This is a genomic window from Chryseobacterium sp. MEBOG07 (assembly GCF_021869745.1).
GTDB classification, from domain to species: Bacteria; Bacteroidota; Bacteroidia; order Flavobacteriales; family Weeksellaceae; genus Chryseobacterium; species Chryseobacterium viscerum.
In genome coordinates this window covers 1,126,678-1,150,448 of the sequence record NZ_CP084579.1, presented here as the reverse complement: position 1 = coordinate 1,150,448, position 23,771 = coordinate 1,126,678, and the positions used below count along the sequence as shown (strand labels likewise).

At 35.0% G+C, this 23,771-nt stretch carries 19 protein-coding genes; 9 read left to right on the top strand and 10 right to left on the bottom strand.

What is annotated here, in order from left to right; genetic code table 11:
- Positions 1-16 precede the first annotated feature (16 nt).
- The 4 genes from LF886_RS05275 to LF886_RS05260 all read right to left on the bottom strand — a co-directional run bounded on the left by LF886_RS05275 (position 17) and on the right by LF886_RS05260 (position 3,721).
- A complete protein-coding gene (locus LF886_RS05275; RefSeq protein ID WP_236853025.1) occupies positions 17-637 on the bottom strand; it encodes a hypothetical protein in 621 nt (206 codons plus the stop codon).
- Positions 638-768: 131 nt separating this feature from the next.
- Positions 769-1,155, bottom strand: a complete 387-nt coding sequence (locus LF886_RS05270; RefSeq protein WP_236853024.1) for a DUF423 domain-containing protein — start codon at positions 1,153-1,155, stop codon at positions 769-771.
- Position 1,156: 1 nt separating this feature from the next.
- Entirely contained in the window at positions 1,157-2,227 is a 1,071-nt protein-coding gene (locus tag LF886_RS05265) for a hypothetical protein (RefSeq protein ID WP_236853023.1), read from the bottom strand.
- Positions 2,228-2,392: 165 nt separating this feature from the next.
- A complete protein-coding gene (locus LF886_RS05260; RefSeq protein WP_103233114.1) occupies positions 2,393-3,721 on the bottom strand; it encodes a hydroxymethylglutaryl-CoA reductase, degradative in 1,329 nt (442 codons plus the stop codon).
- Between the two features lie 156 nt (positions 3,722-3,877).
- On the opposite strand from LF886_RS05260, the gene LF886_RS05255 reads away from it, so the two are divergent.
- Entirely contained in the window at positions 3,878-5,137 is a 1,260-nt protein-coding gene (locus LF886_RS05255) for a putative DNA modification/repair radical SAM protein (protein WP_236853022.1), read from the top strand.
- 172 nt (positions 5,138-5,309) lie between these two features.
- Entirely contained in the window at positions 5,310-6,068 is a 759-nt protein-coding gene (locus tag LF886_RS05250) for a TIGR03915 family putative DNA repair protein (protein ID WP_236853021.1), read from the top strand.
- A gap of 432 nt (positions 6,069-6,500) precedes the next feature.
- Here LF886_RS05250 and LF886_RS05245 read toward each other — a convergent pair whose 3' ends face one another.
- Positions 6,501-7,301: a DNA alkylation repair protein gene (locus LF886_RS05245; RefSeq protein WP_236853020.1), complete on the bottom strand. Its 801-nt coding sequence runs from the start codon at positions 7,299-7,301 to the stop codon at positions 6,501-6,503.
- Positions 7,302-7,396: 95 nt separating this feature from the next.
- Here LF886_RS05245 and LF886_RS05240 point away from each other — a divergent pair, with 95 nt between their 5' ends.
- The gene (locus LF886_RS05240; protein ID WP_236853019.1) at positions 7,397-7,738 is read left to right on the top strand and encodes a winged helix-turn-helix transcriptional regulator; all 342 of its coding nucleotides are present in this window, start codon (positions 7,397-7,399) and stop codon (positions 7,736-7,738) included.
- 146 nt (positions 7,739-7,884) lie between these two features.
- On the opposite strand, the gene LF886_RS05235 is transcribed toward LF886_RS05240, so the two are convergent.
- On the bottom strand, positions 7,885-9,120 hold the full coding sequence (locus LF886_RS05235; protein ID WP_236853018.1) for a T9SS type A sorting domain-containing protein: 1,236 nt from the start codon (positions 9,118-9,120) through the stop codon (positions 7,885-7,887).
- A 175-nt stretch (positions 9,121-9,295) separates the two neighbouring features.
- Between LF886_RS05235 and LF886_RS05230 the strand changes: the two genes are divergently transcribed.
- The 3 genes from LF886_RS05230 to gap all read left to right on the top strand — a co-directional run bounded on the left by LF886_RS05230 (position 9,296) and on the right by gap (position 12,281).
- Positions 9,296-10,174, top strand: coding sequence for a DUF4846 domain-containing protein (locus LF886_RS05230; RefSeq protein WP_236853017.1), 879 nt, complete (start codon positions 9,296-9,298; stop codon positions 10,172-10,174).
- A gap of 83 nt (positions 10,175-10,257) precedes the next feature.
- The gene (gene pfkA, locus LF886_RS05225; RefSeq protein ID WP_236853016.1) at positions 10,258-11,244 is read left to right on the top strand and encodes a 6-phosphofructokinase; all 987 of its coding nucleotides are present in this window, start codon (positions 10,258-10,260) and stop codon (positions 11,242-11,244) included.
- Positions 11,245-11,276: 32 nt separating this feature from the next.
- Positions 11,277-12,281, top strand: coding sequence for a type I glyceraldehyde-3-phosphate dehydrogenase (gap, locus tag LF886_RS05220; protein ID WP_103233591.1), 1,005 nt, complete (start codon positions 11,277-11,279; stop codon positions 12,279-12,281).
- A gap of 53 nt (positions 12,282-12,334) precedes the next feature.
- Here the strand turns inward: gap and LF886_RS05215 are convergent, their stop codons facing one another.
- Positions 12,335-14,014, bottom strand: a complete 1,680-nt coding sequence (locus LF886_RS05215; protein WP_236853015.1) for a hypothetical protein — start codon at positions 14,012-14,014, stop codon at positions 12,335-12,337.
- A gap of 143 nt (positions 14,015-14,157) precedes the next feature.
- On the opposite strand from LF886_RS05215, the gene LF886_RS05210 reads away from it, so the two are divergent.
- Both LF886_RS05210 and LF886_RS05205 read left to right on the top strand, forming a co-directional pair.
- On the top strand, positions 14,158-14,958 hold the full coding sequence (locus LF886_RS05210; RefSeq protein WP_236853014.1) for a response regulator transcription factor: 801 nt from the start codon (positions 14,158-14,160) through the stop codon (positions 14,956-14,958).
- Between the two features lie 73 nt (positions 14,959-15,031).
- Positions 15,032-16,222 (top strand): oxygenase MpaB family protein, encoded by a 1,191-nt coding sequence (locus LF886_RS05205; RefSeq protein ID WP_236853013.1) that lies wholly within the window; start codon positions 15,032-15,034, stop codon positions 16,220-16,222.
- A gap of 48 nt (positions 16,223-16,270) precedes the next feature.
- On the opposite strand, the gene LF886_RS05200 is transcribed toward LF886_RS05205, so the two are convergent.
- Positions 16,271-17,479, bottom strand: coding sequence for a hypothetical protein (locus tag LF886_RS05200; protein ID WP_236853012.1), 1,209 nt, complete (start codon positions 17,477-17,479; stop codon positions 16,271-16,273).
- A gap of 336 nt (positions 17,480-17,815) precedes the next feature.
- Here LF886_RS05200 and recA point away from each other — a divergent pair, with 336 nt between their 5' ends.
- On the top strand, positions 17,816-18,817 hold the full coding sequence (gene recA, locus LF886_RS05195) for a recombinase RecA (protein ID WP_236853011.1): 1,002 nt from the start codon (positions 17,816-17,818) through the stop codon (positions 18,815-18,817).
- Positions 18,818-19,145: 328 nt separating this feature from the next.
- Here recA and LF886_RS05190 read toward each other — a convergent pair whose 3' ends face one another.
- Both LF886_RS05190 and LF886_RS05185 read right to left on the bottom strand, forming a co-directional pair.
- Positions 19,146-20,579, bottom strand: coding sequence for a hypothetical protein (locus LF886_RS05190; protein ID WP_236853010.1), 1,434 nt, complete (start codon positions 20,577-20,579; stop codon positions 19,146-19,148).
- A gap of 154 nt (positions 20,580-20,733) precedes the next feature.
- Positions 20,734-23,634 (bottom strand): alpha/beta hydrolase family protein, encoded by a 2,901-nt coding sequence (locus tag LF886_RS05185; RefSeq protein ID WP_236853009.1) that lies wholly within the window; start codon positions 23,632-23,634, stop codon positions 20,734-20,736.
- Positions 23,635-23,771: the final 137 nt, after the last annotated feature.

Genomic DNA, 23,771 nt, shown 5'->3' with positions numbered 1-23,771 from the left:
ATAAAACGTATTTTATTTATTCGAATCTTAATATAATGGGCTGCGTAAAGTTTTGAACAATCGGTTTTTTGTTATAAAGCAAAGGCTTTTCCAAGCCTCCGATTGCATACAGGAACAAGGCACTAATGATGCTGAATTCTGTATTAGATGATTCACTATATTTTACTTTTTTGAACTTCCCATCCACATCAATTGTAAAATTCAATTTACAACGATAGTTTTCTCCATAAAAATCATCCAGTAAATAAATGGGAAAATCAAGTGTCAATTGTTTTTTCAACTCTTCAAGCTGTTGGTAGTTTTCAACCTCAGCAATATCAACGGATTTATTTTTCACTTCCTTCGGAGGCGTAATTCCTGTTTGAGACACATTGTTTTCAACCTGTATTCCGCTCGCTGTTTTAAAAGAAATACTGGGATCTGTTTTTCCGATGATCACCTCTTTGTCATAGATGCTTTGATACAAATCTTTTAGATCCTTTAATTTTTCACCGTAAAAGCCTCCATACTTTTGACGATATAAAGCCGCATCTTTTTTGTAATCATAACGTTTAACACTATCTGAAAAACGTTTTTGTATATTTTTTACTTCTATTATAATAGTACTATTCTGCAGTTTCTTTCCTTGTGCATTCATTTTTTGAACACTTAAACAAGAAATCATGAGAGCAACAAAAAACAGTAAAAAACGATGAGCCATGGTGGAATTCTTCAATAAAGAATCTACATAATATATTGTAGATTTCCTTTTTTGTCTGAATGGCAAGATTAAATTCTATTTTTAGTAAAATAAAAAATAAGCATTCCCCAGCTTAAAATCATCATCAATCCTCCAAGCGGTGTAATAGGTCCCAGGAATTTAAGATTCATTCCTAAATAATCCTGCATGCTCAGGAAATAGATGCTCACAGAGAATAAAAGTGTTCCTGCAATCATCAAAATGGAAGTCCATTTTTCAGTAGAAGTTTCAAATTTTAAGATATATCCGATGATCAGCAGGAAAAAAGCTGCATACATCTGGTATCGTACTCCTGTTTCAAAACTTTCCAGTCTTTCCACAGCTAATATTTTCTTTAAAGCATGCGCTCCGAATGCCCCCAGGATCACAGATACCATTCCGTAAACCGCTCCAAAAACTAAAGTAATTGTTTTCATTTTATAACTCTTCTAATTCTAAGGTTAAATATTTTTTTGTTTTATGATCTTGCCACGTTCCAATGATTTTATTTCCCTTCAGGTCGGCTTCCACCAAAGCTCTTGGGATCCATTCTTTCAGTTCTTCACTATGATAATCATCTTCTGTGATAGAAAAATGGTCATGAACAAATTCTCCTCTCCAATTGATTGGCTTCTTATTCTTATCATACCAATAGGTGGCTGAGAAGGAATCATCCTCATTGATTTCGTTAAATAAAACTGTAATAGGATATTTCCCATCAATTTTCCCTTTGAACAATTTGTTCCCAGGACCTGTTCTATCAACTTTTTCAGAGCCGGAAATCAGGTTTTTCGCATAAGGGTTCCAATACTTTTCAAGTTCTTTATAGGTAAATTCAAGTTCGTGGCTTCCCAGATCATCCAATGCCCGCATCGCATGGTTGGAGCATCTGCCTGCCACAAAAGTAATTTTATCCTTTCCAAAAAAATATCTGATCCCATTCAAAGTATAATCCATGAAGCACCCTTCATACAACCCAATCTGATCCTGAACTTCTTCTGGCGGATTTTTTTCAGATTTCAATGTAACAAGAAAGTCATTCACTCTTTTTTTGACTTTCTTTTGGATCAAACCATTGACCGTTTTGGTGCTGTTTGATTGAAATAAATCTTCAGCATTAATATAGTTTCCTGTTCTCAGATCGAAATTTTTCCAGTCTGAAAATTCTTCAGGATACGCTCCCGAAGCTTCCCCATTGATCCCTATACTTAAAATATTTTTAGGCGTTTCCAATTTCTCCCAATTATAAAAATAAACATAATTGGAGTATGAATTCGTTGCTGTAGAAGCCAGTTTAAAAGGATTTCCACCTGAGTTCGGAATATATTCCAATTCGTTTACCTGAAGAAATGTGTTGATCTTACTGGCAACCTCCGGATTTCCTGCATAGGTAACAACAGGAAATACAAAGTTTTCAGATTTCGGCTGCAAATCATTTATTTTCACACTTTTCTGCTGCGAAAAGCTTAAACCGGAAATCATCAGGAAGAATACAATACTTTTTTTCACTATTTTGATTTTAGGTACATTAAAATGAACTTGGCAACCAAAGTAGAAATTCCCAGGATGATAAACATATTGGCAAATCTCTTGGAGCTTCTGAAGCCTTCATTATTCGTTTTCTTTAAAAAAATCCGAAGAGAAGGAATACAATTGGCAAAATGATCTGTAACATTAGTTTCCTCTCATTCTGTTAAACTCATTGATCACCTCATGATGGCTTACCGTTTTATCTTTGAAATACGTCACAAAGTGCTGTTTTTCTTCTTCGGTAGCTCCCAATTGGTTCAGAATATTTAATAGGTGCATTTTCATATGTCCTTTCTGGATTCCTGTGGTTACCAAAGAACGTAACGCCCCAAAGTTTTGGGCTAGACCTGAAACAGCCAGAATACTCATCAATTCCTGCGCAGAAGGTTTTCCAAGAAGTGCTAAAGAGAATTTTACCAATGGGTGAAGATTGGTAAGCCCTCCTACTACCCCAACAGAAATAGGAAGATCAATCCAGAATCTGAAAACTCCGTTGTCTGTAGTACAGTGTGTCAGAGATCTGTATTGCCCGTCTCTCGCGGCATAAGCATGTGCGCAGGCTTCTGTAGCCCTGAAGTCATTCCCGGTAGCAATCACAACAGCATCTACTCCGTTCATTACTCCTTTATTGTGTGTCGTAGCACGGTAAGGTTCAATTTCTGCAATGGTAACTGCCTGTTTGAATTTAGAAGCAAATTCTTCAGGAGAAATTCCACTGTCATCTTTTAAATCTTCCATTTTACAGGAAACCTCAGCTCTCACGATACAGTCAGGAGTAAAGTTGGAAAGGATATTCATTACGATCTGCAATGAATTCTTTTCGTCCTGAGTAAAGTCTTCGCTGGTAGCAACTTCCTGTCTCAATGTTTTCCCGAACTGCTCCAGACAAGAATTGATAAAGTTCGCTCCCATTGAGTCTACTGTATCAAAGCTTGCTTTCAACTGGTAATAATTCGGCATTTCTGCAGTTTTATCAACCAGAGCGATATTAAGAATACCACCACCACGTTTTCTCATGTTTGCGGTAATATCTTCTGTTATTTCAAATAACTTTTTCTTTAAATTAAAATTAAAGAAATGTAATAGTTTGTGAGGCTCTACATTAAAAATAAAGTGGGTATGTCCCAGTTTTTCAGTATTGATAATGGTTGTTTTAAAACCTCCTTTATCGATCCAGAATTTTGCGGCTTTGGAAGCGGCTGCTACTACAGAACTTTCTTCAACAGCCATTGGAAGTGCCAATAGTTTTCCGTCGATCAAAAAGTTCGGAGCAATTCCGTAGGGCATATAAAAATTGGAGATGGTATTTTCAGAAAATTCTTCGTGAAGTTTCTGAAGATCTGCATCATCGTTCCAATACTGCTTTAATATATTTTGATATTCCTGGTTTCCTTCAAGGTATTCGTTTACGAGCCATTCGATTTTCCCCTGCTTTGGAAGCTTAGAAAAACCTTCGATTGGTTTATGATTCATGATATAAACTTTAATGAGCCGTAAATATAATGATTTTGAGGTTCTTTTTTGTTGATAACTTCTATGAAAAAAGGTTGACATTTATCAATTTTGGAACTAAATTTGAACAAAAATAAAATAATAGTTAGATACAATTAATATCAAACATTTAAAAGTATGAATTTTGAACGCCTTAAAGAAAAGCTTGAAATCCTTGCAGATGCAGCGAAATATGATGTTTCCTGTTCATCAAGCGGAGGTACGAGGAAGAACAAAAAAGGGGCTTTAGGAGACAGTTCCGCAAGCGGGATTTGTCATACTTATACAGAAGACGGGAGATGTGTTTCTTTGCTTAAAATTTTATTGACCAATCATTGTATCTACGATTGCGCCTACTGTGTTTCCAGAAGTTCAAATGATATTAAAAGAGCTGCTTTTACAGTAGAAGAAGTCGTAGATCTTACCATTAGTTTTTACCGAAGAAATTATATTGAAGGGTTGTTTCTCAGCTCAGGAATTTTCAAAAACGCAGATACAACGATGGAAAGGCTTGTAAGAATTGCCAAAAAACTTCGCCTGGAAGAAAACTTTAATGGTTATATTCATCTAAAATCTATTCCGGGAGCAAGTGATGAGCTGATGCAGGAAGCGGCTTTGTATGCAGACAGATTATCGGTAAATATTGAAATCCCCACAGAAAGCGGACTAAAGCTGCTGGCACCTGAGAAGAACAGACAAGATATGATCAACCCGATGCGCTATATTCAGAAAGGAATCATTCAGTATCAGGATGAAAAAAAGATATTGAGGAAAGTTCCCAAATTTGCTCCGGCAGGGCAGTCTACACAGATGATTGTGGGGGCAACCAATGAAAATGATTTACAAATCATCAAAGTTGCCGATCATTTTTATAAAAATTTCAATCTGAAAAGGGTTTATTATTCGGGGTATGTTCCGGTTTTGGAAGATAAAAGGCTGCCATCTTTAACAACGGAGGTTCCCATGCTTCGCGAAAACCGACTGTATCAGTCGGACTGGCTGATGAGATTTTATGGTTTCAAAGCGGAGGAGATTTTAGATCCGAATGTTCCTTTCCTTGACCTGGAGGTAGATCCTAAATTAAGCTGGGCATTACGAAATCTGGATCAGTTCCCGGTGAATCTACAGACCGCAGAGTACCAAATGATTCTAAGAATTCCGGGAATTGGGGTAAAAACGGCCCAGAAAATTGTCAGTGCAAGACGTTTTCAGATCTTAACAATGGATCATTTGAAAAAACTGGGAGCTGCTGTCAACCGGGCAAAATATTTCATTGACTTCAATGCCGGGAATGCATATCTCAGATATTTAACCGATAAAAACTTTAGAAAGATGTTAGTAGGTGGAAGTTCATCGAAGTTTCACAATCAGTTTTCCCAACAACTGAGTTTATTTTGATCTTCAACACAAATGACACAAACATTTTCACGAATGATCACTAATTTATTGCTTCGATATAACAGCACATTTGTCATTCTGACGAAGGAAGAATCTTTTCAATTAACCAGATTCTTCATTTTATTTCATTCAGAATGACAAACCAACTCAATTTTAAATTTTAATTAAATACATGACAACCCTACTTTACGATGGAAGTTTTGACGGTCTTTTCACCGCGATATTTGAAGTTTTTGAATATCGTTACAAAGATGTTGAAATTGCAAACAGGGAAAGATTTCATCAGGAAAATATTTTTGCGGAGATTCATGAAGTCATTACCCAGCCAGAAAAATCTGAGAGAGTTGTCAATAAATTGGAACAAAATATTGGAAAATCCGGAATTCATCAGCTTTTAAAAGTTTTTTTATCTGAAAATCCCGAGCTGGAAAACCTCATCTTATCTACTGTCAGACAATCCATCAAATATCCAGCAGTAAATGTTCTTGAAAATTTTGCAGACTCTGATATTTTAAAAATTTCTAAAATCTGTAAATCTGTGGACAGAGAAAGACACCGAATGACCGCTTTTGTCCGTTTTGAAAAAATGAAAGATGATGTTTTTTTCGCTAAAATAGATCCCGACTTTAATGTTCTTCCATTGATCCGAAAACATTTTAATGATCGCTATCAGGATCAGAAATGGATGATCTACGATTTACGGAGAAATTACGGAATTCTTTATGACCTGGAAAGCTGTGATTTCTTCTTTCCTGATGAAAAGCTGGATTTCAATCAGTATCAGCAGAAATTCCATGATGAGGAAAAAAATTACCAGACTCTTTGGCAACGATATTTTACAAAAACCAATATTGTGGAACGGAAAAATATGAAACTCCATATTCAGCATGTCCCAAAAAGATACTGGAAGTATTTGACTGAGAAATGGTAAAAAGATCCTCAAAAACTTTAATTATGCGCTCGCTGATTAAGCGGATGACGTAGATTTTCAGTGATCAATTTCCTCCTGTATTCTTGCCATATCCGTCTAAAATTTGAATCAATAATTCCATATTGTGGATAACTTTTTATTTCGACGAAAAAACAGGGCATTTCAAACTCTCTTGTGAAACACATCATCTAATCAACTCATTTTATGTTAGATATAATTCACATTAATCGAAAATCAATATTGTGGATAACTTTTTTCAGTTAACATACCGTTAATATTAAAATTTTTTAAATCTTACTTTTACCAAAAAATAGAGCAGATTATTACCTACCCAACGAGAATAAAGGGCTTAAAAAAATCATTTAAAAACTTGAAATTAGGTGATATACGCAATAAAGAAATACATCAACATTTGATTTTTGTGGATAACTTTTACTTTTTGATGGTTCGCAAGGCTTTTTTGACGATATATTGCGTTTCTTTTGTCGGACTTTCCCGAAGCCATTCATCACAGATTTCTACGACAAACTCGGGTTGTGATTTACTGGCATCATTCAGCCAATTACCGACACTATCTTGTACATATCTGGAAAAATCGGATCGTAAGGGTTCTAAAATTTCCAGTCCTAATCCCGGATTTTGTTTTAAAACATTGATATGCTCACACCAAACGCCTCTTGGTCTGGTAGATTCACTGGCAAAGCGTCTGACGTTTTCATTGTCATGCTGAGTCCATTCTAATAAAATAGATAAACATTCGTCAAGATTTTTTGAGATATCAGGTCGTACAGTCATCCAGCAGATTTCTCTCACTCCAAAATGAGTATCACGAGCGAATGCCTGAATTCTGTTTAATTTTTCATTAAGTTTCAATGCATCGTTTCTTCCAACTGTATAAGCAGCCCAGCAACGTACCAGATCTGCCGGATGGGTTGAGAGTTTCTGTAGAAATTCATCATCTTTATTTTTTGTTGCCAAAGTAAGCAGTCCAACTCCGATAGCTTCATTAATGGTATTAACAGTTTGCTTTTTCAGTTGGTCAACATTTTCTAAAACCGGCTTCAAATATTCTGTACGATTATTCTGTTGAAGTAAGTTTTCTAACAATAACTTCTGATCTACCGCAAGCCACTCTGTAAGATTTGCCGTTTCAATGTCTCCCCGATTCAATTGTTCTAAAATATCCGGAGGTATCTCTTTGATGGAGCGGGCGCCTTTTCGTTTTTTTGTCATAGCACTTTTATGATTAATTTTACAAAAATCTGAAACTAAGTGAATATAAGCAATACCGCATATTTTTCACCCATAGGGATAAAAAAGTCAATTTTATGGAAACAAAGGAAAGAGCTGAAGAAAATAAAATTTGCCCATTAGAAGTAGCCGTGAATACGATTAGTGGAAAATGGAAAATTCCTATTGTATGGCAGATCAATGAAGGAAAAAAACGTCCGAGTGAGTTTCTTCGGGGAATCGCCAAGGTTGACCGAAGAGTTCTGAATCAGCAACTCAACGAAATGGTAGAGGATGGTATTCTGGAAAAGCAATCATTTAATGAACTGCCACCACGTGTGGAATATACCCTTACAGAACTTGGACAAAAATTGGTTGGGATCCTTTGGCAGTTAAACGATTGGGGAAAACTTTTAATTCCTATTGATGAAAACAGGTAAATGCAGCCAATTATTTTATCTCTCTCAAATGTAATATAGGTGTGATTTTCCACTGACTTCTATAAAATCGGTTACATTTGAGAGAAATAAAAAGTAAAAATAGGATCGCGTGAGATTTTCAAACTGACAGCTTTATTTCCTATCAATTACTCCTTGATGAGTTTATAATGTACCCAGCCTGAATTCTCCAAAAGGATTTTAATAAAATAAATTCCAGAACTGTATGAGGAAACGTCTTCCTGATAGACTTTCGATCTGATATTTTTCTTTTTCATTACCATATTTCCTGAAGCTGTATAAATTTCTATGGCTGAAATAAGCTCTGCACTCTCAATTTTAAAAAATTCTGTTGCTGGATTTGGATATATTTTCAGCTTTTTACTATTCACTTCACTAACAGATAATTGAGATGTTGAAATTTGTTTGATTTTAGTTATCTGGCAGTTCCCACTAAAAGCAGATAGGCTGACATTATAAGTACCAGGTACTGCAAACTGGTGAACTGGATTCTGTTGTACAGAAGTTGTACCATCTCCAAAATTCCATAAAACATTCGTAAAGTTTACAGATTGGTTCTGAAAATTCACATTCAGACCATTTATATTATAATTAAAATTTGAAAAAAGATTAAAACTTGAAAGGTTCCAGTCGTTGATATGGTTAAGAACAACATCATCAGCAATTCCCTGAAAATATACGGCATCAGCCTGTGAAACTCCGGCAAGATAAGAGCTTTGAGATATATTTTCCTGATAAATTGAAGCATATATAGCGGAAGCGATTAAGTAGCTGCCATTCAAATTTGGATGTACATCTCCATAACTGGAATGTAAATGAAGGTCCTGAGTACTCTGATAATGCTTCTTGGCAGCTTCCCCCGCAGGAATCATCGGAATCTGCATCAATCCGGACATCTTGTGTATAGAATCTCTGATCTTTTGCTGGGTAATATAATAGTTCGGATAAGCATTGGCAGAAGCGATTCCATTGCTTATTTCATATAAAAAGATCTGCGCACATGGACTGTATTTTTTGATAGAATCTTTTATACGGTTTCCTCTTTGTGCTGTAATACTGACCGGAAAACTAGCTCCTCCGGACTCACCTGTACCCGGCTGCATGACTACTTTGTCAAAAATATTGCTTCTGATAATATCATATAATGTGCTGTTGCTTACATGATCTACAAAACCTGTTCCCCCCGGGGTATGCTGAACAGTCTGGATGGTCCTTCCTTTTGACTGGGCAATTCCGGAAAAAATATCCGGCATATTATTAAAATACGTCATACTATTTCCGATAAACAATACTTTCTCTGTAGAATTTTGTGAAAAGATATTAATCGAGAAACCTAATAAAAAAACAAATAGATATTTTACCATATTTACATTATTAAAAATAAACGCTTGAAATTACATATTCCTTTCCAATCTATCAGAAAATGAATGGTTTATTTTCATTTTCATTAATATTATTATCCAATTGATAAACAATGATTTGAATACTTAATTTTAAAGCTAGTTAATGTTAAAAATTTCAACACAAGTATCCTTAATAATGAAAAAAATTATATTCAATCTTCTCATTGCCTCGCTAGCTTTGAACTGCAGTAAAGAAAAACCGGATGGCAGGCTCTTAGAAAAGTCTGATAGAAACGAAAATTTGACAGCCGAAAATGCTTTAAATATCCATAAAGATAAAAATACCATCCGTGAAAGATTTTCTCCTCCAGAAGGATATACATGGGTCGAAGAAAAACCAGATTCTTTCGGATATTTTATTGAAAATTTTAAGCTGAAACCTTATGGAACTCAGATTTTAAAATATGACGGCACTCCTATTTCTACCCAACACCTTCATGAAGCTGTTTTTGATCTTGATACTGGAAATAAGGATCTCCAGCAATGCGCCGATGCTGCTATTCGTATGAGAGCTGAATATCTTTATAAAGCAAAAAAATTTGATGAGATAAAATTTCATTTTACAAGCGGAGACCTGTTTTCCTGGAATGATTATAAAAACGGAGTAAGAGCTTTCGTCAGCGGAAATTCTGTAAGTTTCAGAAAAACGGCAGCTTTTGACGATTCTTATCATAGCTTCAGAGACTATCTGGATTTAATTTTTAATTACGCCGGAACGATTTCACTAAATAAGGAAACGAAACCGGTAACGAAAAATTCTGATCTGAAAACCGGAGATATTCTGATCACACCAGGCAGCCCGGGGCATATTGTTTTTATTTCCGGGGTCTGCAGGAATCAGGAAGGAAAAAAGCTGTTTTTGTTAAGTGAAGGATTTACGCCGGCTCAGTCTGTTCATGTCCTCTCAAATACATTTAATCCTTATCTTACACCCTGGTATGACCTTGACATCAATGCTGCAGAAACGAAAACAGCACGATATATTTTTAAACCTACAAACTTCAGAAGCTTTTAATAATTTATATTCAAAACTATTGGAAAGTTACTACGATAATCTGAACTTGTTTTTGTAAATTTGTGTTCGAAATTTTTTACTTGATGAAAGAGAGTGCTGTAAAAAAGATTGCAGTTCTTACTTCAGGAGGTGACTCTCCGGGTATGAATGCGGCATTAAGAGCCGTGGTAAGAACCGCCAATTACTATAATATCGAATGCTACGGAGTGAGAGAAGGCTACAATGGCCTTATCAACGATGATTTCCTGAAAATGGGAGCACGTTCCGTAAAAAATATAATCAACCAGGGTGGAACGATTCTAAAATCTGCCAGATCCGCTGAATTCAGAACAAAAGAAGGCCGTCAGAAAGCTTACGATAACTGCGTAAAGCTTGGAATAGACGGATTGGTATGTATTGGTGGAGACGGAACGTTTACCGGTGCCAAAATCTTTAATGAAGAATTCGGTATCAGAGTAATCGGTATTCCGGGAACGATCGACAATGATATTTTCGGAACGGATAACACCATCGGTTACGACACTGCATTGAATACTGCAATGGATGCCATTGATAAAATCCGTGACACGGCTACTTCCCATAACAGAGTTTTCTTTGTGGAAGTAATGGGTCGTGATGCAGGTTTCATTGCTTTAAACAGTGGATTGGCAACAGGTGCTTTAGATATCTTAATTCCTGAGAAAAAGGATAGTATTGATGAGCTTTTCGCTAAATTCAGAAATGCTGAAAAAACAGGAAAAGCATCAAGCATCGTAGTGGTAGCTGAAGGTGAAAAATTAGCCAACGTTTATGAACTTGCAGAAAAAACAAAGCTGACATTCCCTGACTATGACATTCGTGTAGCAATTTTGGGACATATGCAAAGAGGAGGTTCTCCAAGCTGTGCAGACAGAGTTTTAGCAAGCAGACTTGGGTATGGTGCAGTAGTAGGATTAATGGATGGACAAAGCAATGTAATGGCAGGAATGCGCTCTAACGATATGACGTATACGCCAATAGAAGAAGCCATTAAAAAACATAACGAAATCAATAAAGACCTTTTACTGATTTCAGAAATTTTAGCAATCTAATTATTTTTATAATCTAATAAAAACAAACTATTATGTCAACAATTAAAGTAGGTATCAACGGTTTTGGTAGAATTGGACGTCTTGTTTTCAGAGCAATGACTGAAAGAGACAACATTGAAGTTGTAGGAATCAATGACCTAATCAATGCAGAATACATGGCTTACATGTTAAAATATGACTCTGTACACGGTATTTTCCCAGGTGAAGTTTCTGTAGAAGGAAATGATCTTGTAGTAAACGGGAAAAGAATCAGAGTAACTGCAGAAAGAGATCCTAACAACCTAAAGTGGAACGAAATCGGTGCTGACTATATCGTAGAATCTACAGGTCTTTTCTTATCTAAAGATACTGCTCAGGCTCACATCAATGCAGGTGCAAAGAAAGTAATCCTTTCTGCTCCTTCTAAAGATGATACTCCAATGTTCGTAATGGGTGTAAACCACAAGGAACTTACGGATGATATCAAAATTTTATCAAACGCTTCTTGTACTACAAACTGTTTAGCTCCTTTAGCTAAAGTAATCCACGATAACTTCGGAATCGTAGAAGGTTTAATGACAACTGTACACGCTACAACAGCTACTCAAAAAACTGTTGACGGTCCTTCAGTAAAAGACTGGAGAGGTGGTAGAGCTGCTCTAAACAACATCATTCCTTCTTCTACAGGTGCTGCTAAAGCGGTAGGAAAAGTAATCCCTTCATTAAACGGAAAATTAACAGGTATGTCTTTCAGAGTACCAACTGTTGACGTTTCTGTAGTAGATTTAACAGTGAGAATTGAAAAATCTGCTTCTTATGAAGAAATCTGTTCAGTAATCAAAGCTGCTTCTGAAGGTGAATTGAAAGGTATCCTAGGATATACTGAAGATGCAGTAGTATCTCAGGACTTCGTAGGAGATAAGAGAACTTCTATCTTCGACAAAGATGCTGGTATCATGCTTTCTCCTAACTTCGTGAAACTTGTTTCTTGGTATGACAATGAAATGGGTTACTCTAACAAGTTAGTTGATATGCTTGTACACGCTGCTTCTTTATAATAAGTAATAAGCGATAAGTAATATAAAACCTTCCCGATGGGAAGGTTTTTTTGTTATGTTTTTTTATTATAGAGATTAAAAGGAATACCTAACGTAATTTTGATCATAAAATTATCAGATACTTTTGTCTTATATGGTTCATTTTCAACCCCACATAAAATTCTAAGAGTAGCTTTGTTTATATCCTGCTCATTGTTTATTTTAATTACTAGTCCTCCCATCAAAGAATATCTATTACGATACTCTGTATCATTTAAAGTTTGAAGAGCAAAAGAATGGGAAGCAAAACCAGAAAACCCAAAATTCTTAACAAGAAAGAAGGTACATTGCATGCCTGATTGAAGTGTCCAAAACGCTCTTTTTAAATTTGCATATCTTCCTATCTGTGTGCCAGACGTATCAAAAATAAAAATGTCTTCATCTCTATTTACCAAGTATGGTTTTTCATTACCAACCTTTGCGTCAAGCAAACTTCCCATAGAAACATTACTAAAAGCTTGAAAATTAAGCAATTTTGATTTTGACTGCCAATTGAAATTATATGATAAGTCAATTGATAACTTTGGAAAATTAGTAATTCCCTTATTATTAGTTAACAGTTGCATAGAATCTAAATTGACATTTTGATTTGAAACACTTATTGTACTTTTAATCCAATGCAATTTACTTCCTTTTAAAATATCATTCTTACGATCAAAAGCGATCATCTGTTGTTCTATAAACTTACCGGGATTTAATAATATTTTCTCATACAATTTCATTTTTGCAGTAATTGAGTCTATGTCTTTTCGATTGATCTCATTTTTTTTATCTCTTTCAAGAATTCCTAAATTATTATCATCATATTTTTTACTCTTTAACTTAGCCAATTCATTCTCATAAGCTTTATAATCAGTTTTCAAATTTTGATACTTTTCTAATAAAGTGTTTTTATACTCTTCTCTTCTTTTCGCAAGACCCTCACAATCAGAGGAAATAAAATCTTGTGATTCAGGAAAAACCATTTTATTTATAGTAAATGAAGCCCCTATATCGTTTTTCCAAGCTTTGTTTGAATACAAAAAACCTGTATTAGCACTTGAGGTATAAAGTGCTACATTATAAAAATAAGTGTCTTTATAATTAAAATTTGCCCCCAAACTAATTTTTGTATCGTTTGTTCCATTTGTAAAAACCAAGGCATTATTATTTGTTGCATCATCTGATGAGTTTAATACTACAGCTCTTTTAATCGTTCTCAAATTAAAGTCCAAAATACTATCATGAACCGCTTTATTATTACTACAACTATATCCTATTTTATCAAAAGCATCTTCCATTTCATTTCTAATACCATCAGTTCCAGTACCTTTTTCTGTTAAGAAAAATCCTCCTTTGCCATAAAAAAGAAGCCTTTTTCCTTTATCTCCAGTAATTACAAATATCTTTTCACCTTTTAGATTAATAAGAATAGGGCGATTATCTGTAAAATAAATTTTCTCAAAAATTAATTCTTCCTCTGAAATATTATTACTCGTGATATTCGAAAATGATATTCCCGTGTTACTTTCAATAATATTCTCTAGCTTGATATTATTATTCTCTTTTGTTAACATTTCAAGAAAGTTTGCTTTAGTTTTTGAGTTTTGTAAGCTTTTGAATTTTTCAGAACTGATTTCACTAAGCTTTCTTTGCTGCCCACAAACTATCCCCACCCATCCAAGCAGAAACAGTAATACAATTTTTGTTTTCATGGTTGTTTATTTTTCAGATTAAAGTTTTTTTGAAATGGTCATTAGTTTTATTTAAAACTACAATACTTTCCTACCACACGAAATACCACAAAAGGGTGATTTTATTTAACATAATTTTATTATTTTTAAGAAAACATTAACCAATGGAGAAAAAACATCTGACTCATGCAAAAAAACTGCATCCCCTCATTAAAGTCTGGAATGACTATCCTGAAATTTTACAGAATGATAACAGAATATTACCTGTTCCAACGATTGAAAGCATTATCGGAGAAGTTTTCGCTCCGGGAAAATTCTATTATTATGTCATTAATTTCGCAGACAGCACCATCATCTGTGATCACCACGAAGATATTTTGACAGTACATGGTCTTAATAAATATCCCATACATCTGAAAGAAATTATAGACCTCATCCATCCTGACGATGTGGAATTTGTCATGGAAGCCGAAAGAATGTCTATAGAAAAAATAAAGGAAATAGATGGTTTTGATTACCAGCAGGAACTGAAAACCAGCTACTGTTTCAGAATGAGAACTTCAAGAGGCAATTATGAACTCTTTCATCATCAGGCTTTACATACGTATAAAGATGAAAACGGCAGGCTTTTGCAGGCCGTTAATATCCACACCAATATTGAACACATCACCCATCAAAATTCTTATATTGTACTTGTATCCGGAATTAACGGACGGGAAGATTTCCATCAGATGCAATGGATGGAACACAATAAATCTCCTGAATCTACTTTTGTCATTTTTACCAAAAGAGAAGTCGAGATCATTAATTGTATTGCGAAAGGATACCCAACAGGAAAAATATCCAATCTGTTACATATCTCGGAAGAAACCGTACGTACTCACAGAAAAAATATTTTAAGAAAATCTGACTGCAAAAACAGCTCTGAACTCATCAGAAAGACCTTTGAATGGGGATACCTGTAGAAAGCTCATCACAATCCTGATAAATCTCACCAAAGAACTTCAGCATAAAACTTGTACTTTTATACGTAAAGGAATGAACATGATACAACCAAGGTTTAAAGATTCTCCACATTTCAAGGATTTTTGGGAAAAAGGTAATGGAAAACTTCTTATTGAATTTTCCGGAGCAGAAGTGAGTTTTGAAAATTTTGAAAAATTCGCACCCTTTTTTCATCATGCAGATGAAATGGGTGACGAGGTTGTAAAGGATGTTTATTTCACTAAGAAATTTAATGAAGCTTCCAAAGAAATTGAACATTATATAAGAAATGGAGTTTCCGAAACAGATTCAGTTCCCGAAAGTGTAAAAAAAATGTTCAGCCAGACGCAGAAAGTTCCCGATTGGCTTGATTACAATCTGCTCAAAAGTGGTGCTGAACTTTGTATGAGAAGTAACCTTGACTCTTTAATTTCCCTAAGGGATTACTGTCTCATTGGCGGTTACGATTACGCTTACCTCAATAAACCACTCATCGTTACAGAAGCCTTGAAAAAAGGAGCGGTAAAACGTCTTTCAGAAACACTGGATTTCTGGGTGAATGCAACCCGTTACAATGCACTGGAACTTCATGCAAAAGGATATGAGTTTGCTATAAAAACCCGCTTGATTCACTCCTATGCAAGACTTTCCATAAAAAAACATTATAAAGGCTGGGACACTGAGAATTGGGGTGAGCCCATCAATTCCTGGGATATGATGGCAACGTATATCGGGTTCAGCCTGGTATTTCTTCACAGTCTTCAAAAACTGGGAAATAGTTTTTCCACTGAAGAGGAACAAGGAATGTTTCACCTTTGGAAATATGTAGGTTATCTTTTGGGAATTCCGGAACAACTTCTTCCGGACGACAAGAAACAGGCTGCTGAGTATTTTTATTTATGGACTTCTGTTCAGCCGCCTTCCGATAAAGACTCTGTTCTTCTCGCCCATTCTTTACTGAATGAATCCCTGGAAAATCCTATTTTAAAATTTGAGTTTCAAAGAAAAAATTTAAGATATCTGCACATCTGCTGTACCTGGTTTTTGCTGGATGATGAAGTCTGCAAAAGATTAGAGATCCCGGAAGTTTCCTACAAAAATCTGTTTCCAAAATCGAAAATACTTTTCAACAAAATTTATGACAGCCTGGTAAGCCGGGAGACAAGAATAAAAAGAGGAAATAAGGATCAAATGAAAGTATTGGAAGACTATTTGAACATCACCAAAAATTCTAATTTTCATTAAAAACTGCAAGTGATATCAATCTGACTAAAAAAAGATATAATGTTACATTTATTCACTTCCCTTAAAGTCACCCGAAGAAAGTTTTCTTCTCCTCAAATTCCAGATCAGATACAATAAAAATAAGATAAACCAAACGCTAATAATAACAGTGATAAAAATTCCCATGATGGAAGGATGAAGATAATTTGGCTTGTAGAACAATCGGTCAAGGGTTGCAAATTTCTCTTTTAAGTTATTTCTTTCGTAAGTATTTCGTATCTCATTCAAAGGTTCCCGCTGATGATCCCTGTAATAAAAGACATCTTTAGTCAGCTCTTTCGGAACGATATGCGTTTCTATATTATATTTTTTTAAAAGGACATTCAGCCTATGAAACGAATAAAGGAGTGAATCCTGATTATATTTGTAAAGCAAATTGTACCTTTTGACTGCATTTTGATATTGCTGCTGAGGTTCAGAGATTTTATGCAATGGAGAAAACAAGCTTTTGTTTTCAAGAAAAATACACATCTTCTCGTCGTATTGAGGATGTACCTCTACTCCTTTAAATATAATTTCGGTACTATCCCCTATCTCCTTTTTAGAAATAATCCTTTTTTCCAGCTCCTTGGCGTCAAGTCCAAGAAAATCAAGCACCATTTTCGTTTTATTATTTAATTTTTCATGATTGGTACTCAGCATTCTTAGCGTGTCAATACTGTAATAACTGGATTCTGTTGAATAATAATCCTTATTGTCCGGATCGTAGTAGATCGTATCTCTCACTTCAATCACAGGATAAGGTTTAGGATATAAAATATTTTCGGGATTAAATAGTTTCTCCGAACTGTAGGAAGTATAGTTGTATAAAAAAGGCTGTAAGACATTCAGTAACGTCTTGTCTTTATTAAGATCCTTTTCAGGCAATTCAGTTCGTAGTTTTGCATTTAATCCAAAACTATAACTGATAAAAAAAGTCAGTGAGAAAAAGGATACCAACAGAAGTATAATCCCTATTTTCAAAATTTTTGAAAGTCCATCTCTTTTTTTGGAATGATTTCTAAGGAGAATAATAACAAAGACAAACAAAAAAAGACCAGATATGAAAAAGTGAGAAATGGAGACATCATCATAAAACTTGAATCTATAAAATTCTGTATAAATATCAATTTTTTGAACACCTTCAAACTTTACATATCCGTAAATAAAATAAGCCAGGTGTATGACTGCTAAGACTGAAAAAGATTTAATCAGAAATAGTTTTAATTTTCTGTCCATATTATGATCTTTAAAAACAAGCTTTTAAGATAAGCATTTTTTTATATTGGATGGGGATAAAACGATGGTTGTACTCATCAAGAAGTTATGAAAACGGGAAATCATTCATTCAATACCTGCTTCCAGCCTCCTGTTTATTGCTTCCAACTCTAACTTTTTTATCTTAAATTTATTTTTTAAATATTACTTGATACCACATTCTGCATCTCATTCGTTATGAATAACATCACTCATAAAACTTTATCGTTTTTTAACTCTAAAAACAGATTCCAGATACAAATAATATTAGCTTTTGATGTTTAAATTATGTATTTTTGAGAAATTATTTTAATAGCGATGAGTAACATTGATGATAAGAAAAAAGCACTTGCACTAGTGCTTGACAAATTAGATAAAACATACGGAAAAGGGACTGTAATGACTTTGGGAGATAGTGCTGTAGACACTACAATAGAAGTAATTCCTTCCGGTTCTTTAGGAGTAGATATCGCATTAGGAATAGGTGGATATCCAAAAGGAAGAATCATTGAAATATATGGTCCTGAATCTTCAGGTAAAACAACTTTGACCCTTCATGCTATTGCTGAAGCTCAAAAAGCAGGTGGTATTGCAGCATTCATTGATGCAGAGCACGCTTTCGACAGAACATATGCTGCAAAATTAGGAATTGATCTTGAAAACCTGATCATTTCTCAGCCGGACAACGGGGAGCAGGCTTTAGAAATTGCAGATAACCTGATCCGTTCAGGGGCGATTGATATCGTTGTGATTGACTCTGTTGCTGCGCTTACGCCAAAAGCAGAAATCGAAGGTGAAATGGGAGATTCTAAAATGGGTCTTCACGCAAGATTGATGTCTCAGGCATTAAGAAAATTGACTGCTACTATTTCAAGAACAAAATGTACTGTAATTTTCATCAACCAGTTGAGAGAAAAAATCGGTGTCATGTTCGGAAACCCTGAAACCACTACCGGAGGTAACGCTCTTAAGTTCTACGCTTCTGTAAGAATTGATATCAGAAAAGCAAGTGCACCGATCAAACAAGGTGACGAAGCTATTGGTAGCCGTGTGAAAGTGAAGATTGTGAAAAACAAAGTAGCACCTCCTTTCAAACAAGCAGAATTCGATATCATGTATGGTGAAGGAGTTTCTAAAGTAGGTGAAATTCTGGATACTGCAGTAGATATGGGAATCGTGAAGAAAAGCGGTTCTTGGTTCAGCTACGAAGAGACTAAACTTGGTCAGGGACGTGATGCTGTAAAAGATGTTTTAAAAGACAATCCAGATCTTTCTGAGGAATTGGAAAACAAGATCAAGGAGGAAATGAAAAAGAAATAATTTTTCAAAAAAATAATAGAAAAGGCAGTCTTCGGATTGCCTTTTTTGTTTTTTTAATGCAGATTTTTTTTTAAACGCAAAGATTTCATCTGTATATCGTAAGGTTTTAAGAGAGCAAAGTTGGAATCAATTTCATTGATTCTTTCTGAGCAAACGCATCATTTACCCTAAAACTTCATCAGCGACATAGTCTCAACTCTTTGCATCCTTAAGATCAACTTTCGTATCTCTTATTCCTTTCCGTTAAAATAATCTTTCAGGTTTTATTTACAATAAAAAAGAGGTCATTCCTTAGAACAACCTCTTTAAGCTTTTATATTTTTAAAAATTATTCAGCAATTTTACCTTGCAGCTGGAGTGCTCCAGTCACCTTCATTCCTTTTGTAAGGGTTTCCAATCTCACATTCTCTTTATTGACAAAAGCATCAATCGTGAAGAAATCTTCATTTTCTTCATTGGTGATCAATTTCAATTTCAGAATATATCCTTTAACGCTACCGTCTTCAAGCAATTCTGTTTCCTTAAAGTCTACCAACTGAGCAATAAAATCAAAACATGCATAATTAGGAAGATCCTGACTTGGTACATAGGTCGTGAAGTCCTCACTCATTTTAGTACCGTCTGGTAGATCATTATTCGTATGAACATCAAGAATGAAAACAATTCCGCTCACATTCACCTTCAGATGAGGCTGTGTCATATATCTGTTTCTGTTTTCAGCATAATCCGTAGCAAAGAACCAAACTCCGAAAGTATCTCTGGCCGGACCAGCAACAATCGCCTGTAAATTCAGTGCGTTTTCCCACTCTCTGATTGATCTTGTTTCAAAATCCAAAGTATAATCAGTTTTTACTTCCGGAATTATTGTGCTAAGCTCATCTGTAACAATGGTTTTGAATCTTACATCTTCAAATTCTGTTTTGCTTTTATCCTCACCAGCCGGATCAGCAACCGTAGATTGCATTAAAACATTTGTCAGATACTGACCGTAATCTTTAGTCTGGAAGTTTTCGTGACCAAAAATCCCGCTCCATGTATTCACAAGATTATGAATATTAGATTTTCTTATGATAATTCCTGCTTCGTTAGTCGTTTCAGGAGCTGCAATTCCTTCTGTATTTGGGAAATAATCTCTGCCATCAACCAATTGATGATTCATAATCTCATTATTTTCTTCATGAGAAAACTCTGCAAAACCTTTATATGTAACATTCTGATTTTCGAAAACATAAGGTAGACCTGTTTTCGCCTTATCATGACCTGCAAAATGATACGCAAGAGAAATTCCCTTAAACTCTCCTTCCTGGATTGCCGGAGTATGATTACCATTATGATCAAATTGAGAATGATACAAAATCATATAAGACTTGATCTTACCTTCCTGAAGTTCATTTTCAAATCTTTCTTCCATTTGTCCAATTGCCTGCTGTGGAGAAAGTGCATAAGCATCTTCTGTCACCATATAAGCAAAACCTTCCACCTCGCCATTTTCTTTTTCAAAAGCAGAAATAGGAGTATATTCTCCTCTTAGCTGAAGTGCTATAGAATACACTATATAATCATTATAAGTTTTGATTTTTTCGTACTCACTATTTATCTTAGGCTCTTCTATTGTTTGTGAAGGGATTTCTGGTATTGTTTCTACAACTTCTTCCACCACTTCCTCTACTACTTTTTCCTCTGGCATTTCCATTTCCTGAACCGGAGTACTCACATTTTCCTGACTGTTACTTTTCTTTTTAAAAAAATCAAAGATTCCCATACTGTTATTTATAATTGGCGGTAAATATAATAAAAAGCGACCAACAGATCCATCATAAAAAAATGCCATTGTGTCAGTTTATCTTTCTTCGCATTTTTTTTAAATATTTATTAAAAAATAATCGGCGGAGCCTTGGGCTCCGCCGATTATTTTATCAATTAGGCTTATCATCTGTCAATTCAAATCCCCAATCTTTTCCTTTTTGGGTTGCTGGAACCCCTTTTGTCATCCAGGCCGGAGCTTTAGCCCCTTTAAGATAATAATCAAAGAACTGCTGTTCACGGATTTGGATATCTTTTCTGTTCTGGCGCTTTACAAGGTTGTGATCATCTCCATTATAATTCAGAAGCCATACTGGTTTTCCGAGACGGCGTAATGCAGTAAACATTTCAATTCCCTGGTACCAAGGCACTGCTCCATCTTTATCGTTACTCATAATGACTACCGGAGTTTTCACTTTATCAATCATAAAAAGCGGTGAATTTTTAATATAAAGATCCGGCGCTTCCCATAGGTTTTTCCCTAATCTACTTTGAGATTTTTCATACTGAAATTGTCTGTTCATTCCTGAAGTCCATCGAATTCCCCCATATGCTGAAGTCATGTTTACAACCGGAGCTCCACTCCAGGCCGCTGCGTACATATTGGTATGAGCAATAAGATAGGCTACCTGATAACCTCCCCAGCTTTGTCCCTGAATTCCGATTTTAGTACCATCTACCCATGAATTTTGCTTTAATTTTTCAACTGCGGAATTAATGTATTCCATTGCAGATTCTCCAGGAAAACCGTCAGTGTAAGAAATATCAGGAGTAAAAACCAGATACCCGTTGCTCACAAAATAAGAAATATTTAATCTTGAAGGCGTTGGAGCCGGTGCTACATAACGGTTCAGGTTATCCGAAAGTTTTTCGTAGAAATAGACAATCATAGGATATTTTTTATTCGGATCAAAGTTTTCCGGTTTGTATAAAACTCCTGTAGATGAATTTCCTTTTGGTGTTGTCCAGTTTACCAGTTCGTCTGTACCCCAATTATAATGAGTTTGCTGTGGGTTTGTATCACTCAGCTTCTGTTGTTTTGAAAAATCTGATGTTGCAAAAATATTAGGAGAATCAGTATATGACTCTTTTACTAAAATATATTCTTCCGTATTTTTCGCTTTTTGAAGACTACGATATCCCCAAACATTTTCCATTTGAATCTTTACAGGATCAGAATTCGACTGAATAGAGGTTTTGAAAATTCCGTTCGCCTTAGATGTATTATCAAATGCTGACAAATAAATAGACGATTTTCGGTTTAAACTTTTAATATCTTTATCTAAGTCGTAGGTATCAAATGTGATTTTATTTTTACGTCCAAATCCATTCGTGATATTTCTTGGCTTTTTCGAACCGTTTAGGAAAAACTCCCAAAGGTCGAAACGGTCTCTGATAATCACAGACTCATCATTATCCGTCCAGGAGGCAATTCCATAAGAACTTGGAAAATCAGGCATATCAAACTCCTCATCCACGAAGGAAACCGGCAATCCGCTGCTCAATGGAAGTGTTTGCTTTGTTTTAATATTATAACTCAACCATTTTCCTTTTTCTCTGTCAAAAATCACAACGAATTTTCCCAGTGGAGACACAGCTACTGCCCCGTTCAGGTTTTGGATAACTTCCGTTCTTTCCCCTGTCTTATTATCGATCAGGAAATAGGTTTTCTTTGTTGAACCTTCCCATTGTGAAGAAATACGGTTATTCAAACTTGTAATACCTAGCGCAAATTCTGCATTTCCTTCATTGACCAATCGTAAAGTATCCAAATCCTCGCTGTCAATATTTCTAAAGAAATCCGGTTTTTCTGTTTGCATTACGGCAGCGTAAGATTTTTTCAAGTCATTTTTCAATTCCTTTAACTGTACCGTTTGCAGGTAATCATCTTTATAGTTCCAGATATCTACAACAGCATGGTCATTTACAATCATCGCAGTATCTTTTGCAATAGGCTTTGGGGCAACCCCAAAATACAGCTGCTTTCCATTTTTACTGAATAGGGGTAACCGGTTTTCAGAAATCACCCAATTCTTCTTCATCTGAGCATTTTCATTGGTAATAGTTTCCTTTTTATTTCCTTTAAAATTAAAGTAATACAACTGATACAATTTTACCAGATCATTCTGTGCTGAAGAAGTACCTACGTAAGCCAATTGATTCCCTTCTTCATCAAAAGATAACTGTGAAAAATCGCCTTCCATTTCTGAAATTTTATTGACAGTTCCTTTTTGCAGATCAACTACTTGTACCGTTTGAAGTGTATACTTCTTTGGTTTTGATTTGTCAGTGACCTTTTTATCCTCAGATTTATTATTTAATGAATCTTTCTTTTCCTTTTTATCCTTGTTGATTTTCTCTTCAGGTTTTTTAGTCACAAAAACAAGCTGCTTCCCATTTTTACTGAACTCGTAGCGCACTACATTATCATATGTCGTACTTTTTCCATCCAAAAGATTTCGCACTACCAATTGTAATGGTTTTGCATTTTTTTCTTCATCTTTCTTTTCGTCTCCATCATCTTTATCAGAATCGTCATCCGAAGATTTATCTTTTGTATTTTCCAGGAGATAAGCAACGTAAGAACCTGATTTTTCAGGAATTTCAAATGATTTTACATTAGGAATTTTCTCCGTTTTATCATTCAAAAAGTCAACTATTGCAAGGCTGTCTTTTGTTAATTTATTTTTTTTAAGCTTTTTATCTTTTACCGCTTTTATATCTTTATACAGCGGACGGATTTGAAAAACAGCAAACCTGGAATCATTTGTAAAATCTACTTTTGTTCCTCTTGCAAACTTCTTTGAAGTTTTATTTTTCACTGAATATAAAGAAAGGTTAGAATTTCCTTCCTGGGCATCTACAGAATAGGCAACCCACTTTCCATCATTTGAGATTTTTCTAGCGCCGATATTTTGCCAATTGTCATAAACAGAATGGTCTAAAGGCTTTTTCTGCGCATACACAAAACAGGTCATGATGAGCAGAATAAAAACTGTACATTTCAACTTCATTTTAATAAAATTTTAAGAATTAAAAATAAGATATTTCTTTGACAAATCCACATAAACCTATTTCTTATCGATCGAAAAAATGTCATTCTGTCACCATTCCCCTTCGTGGTATTTTTTTTGAGAAATATTATACAAAT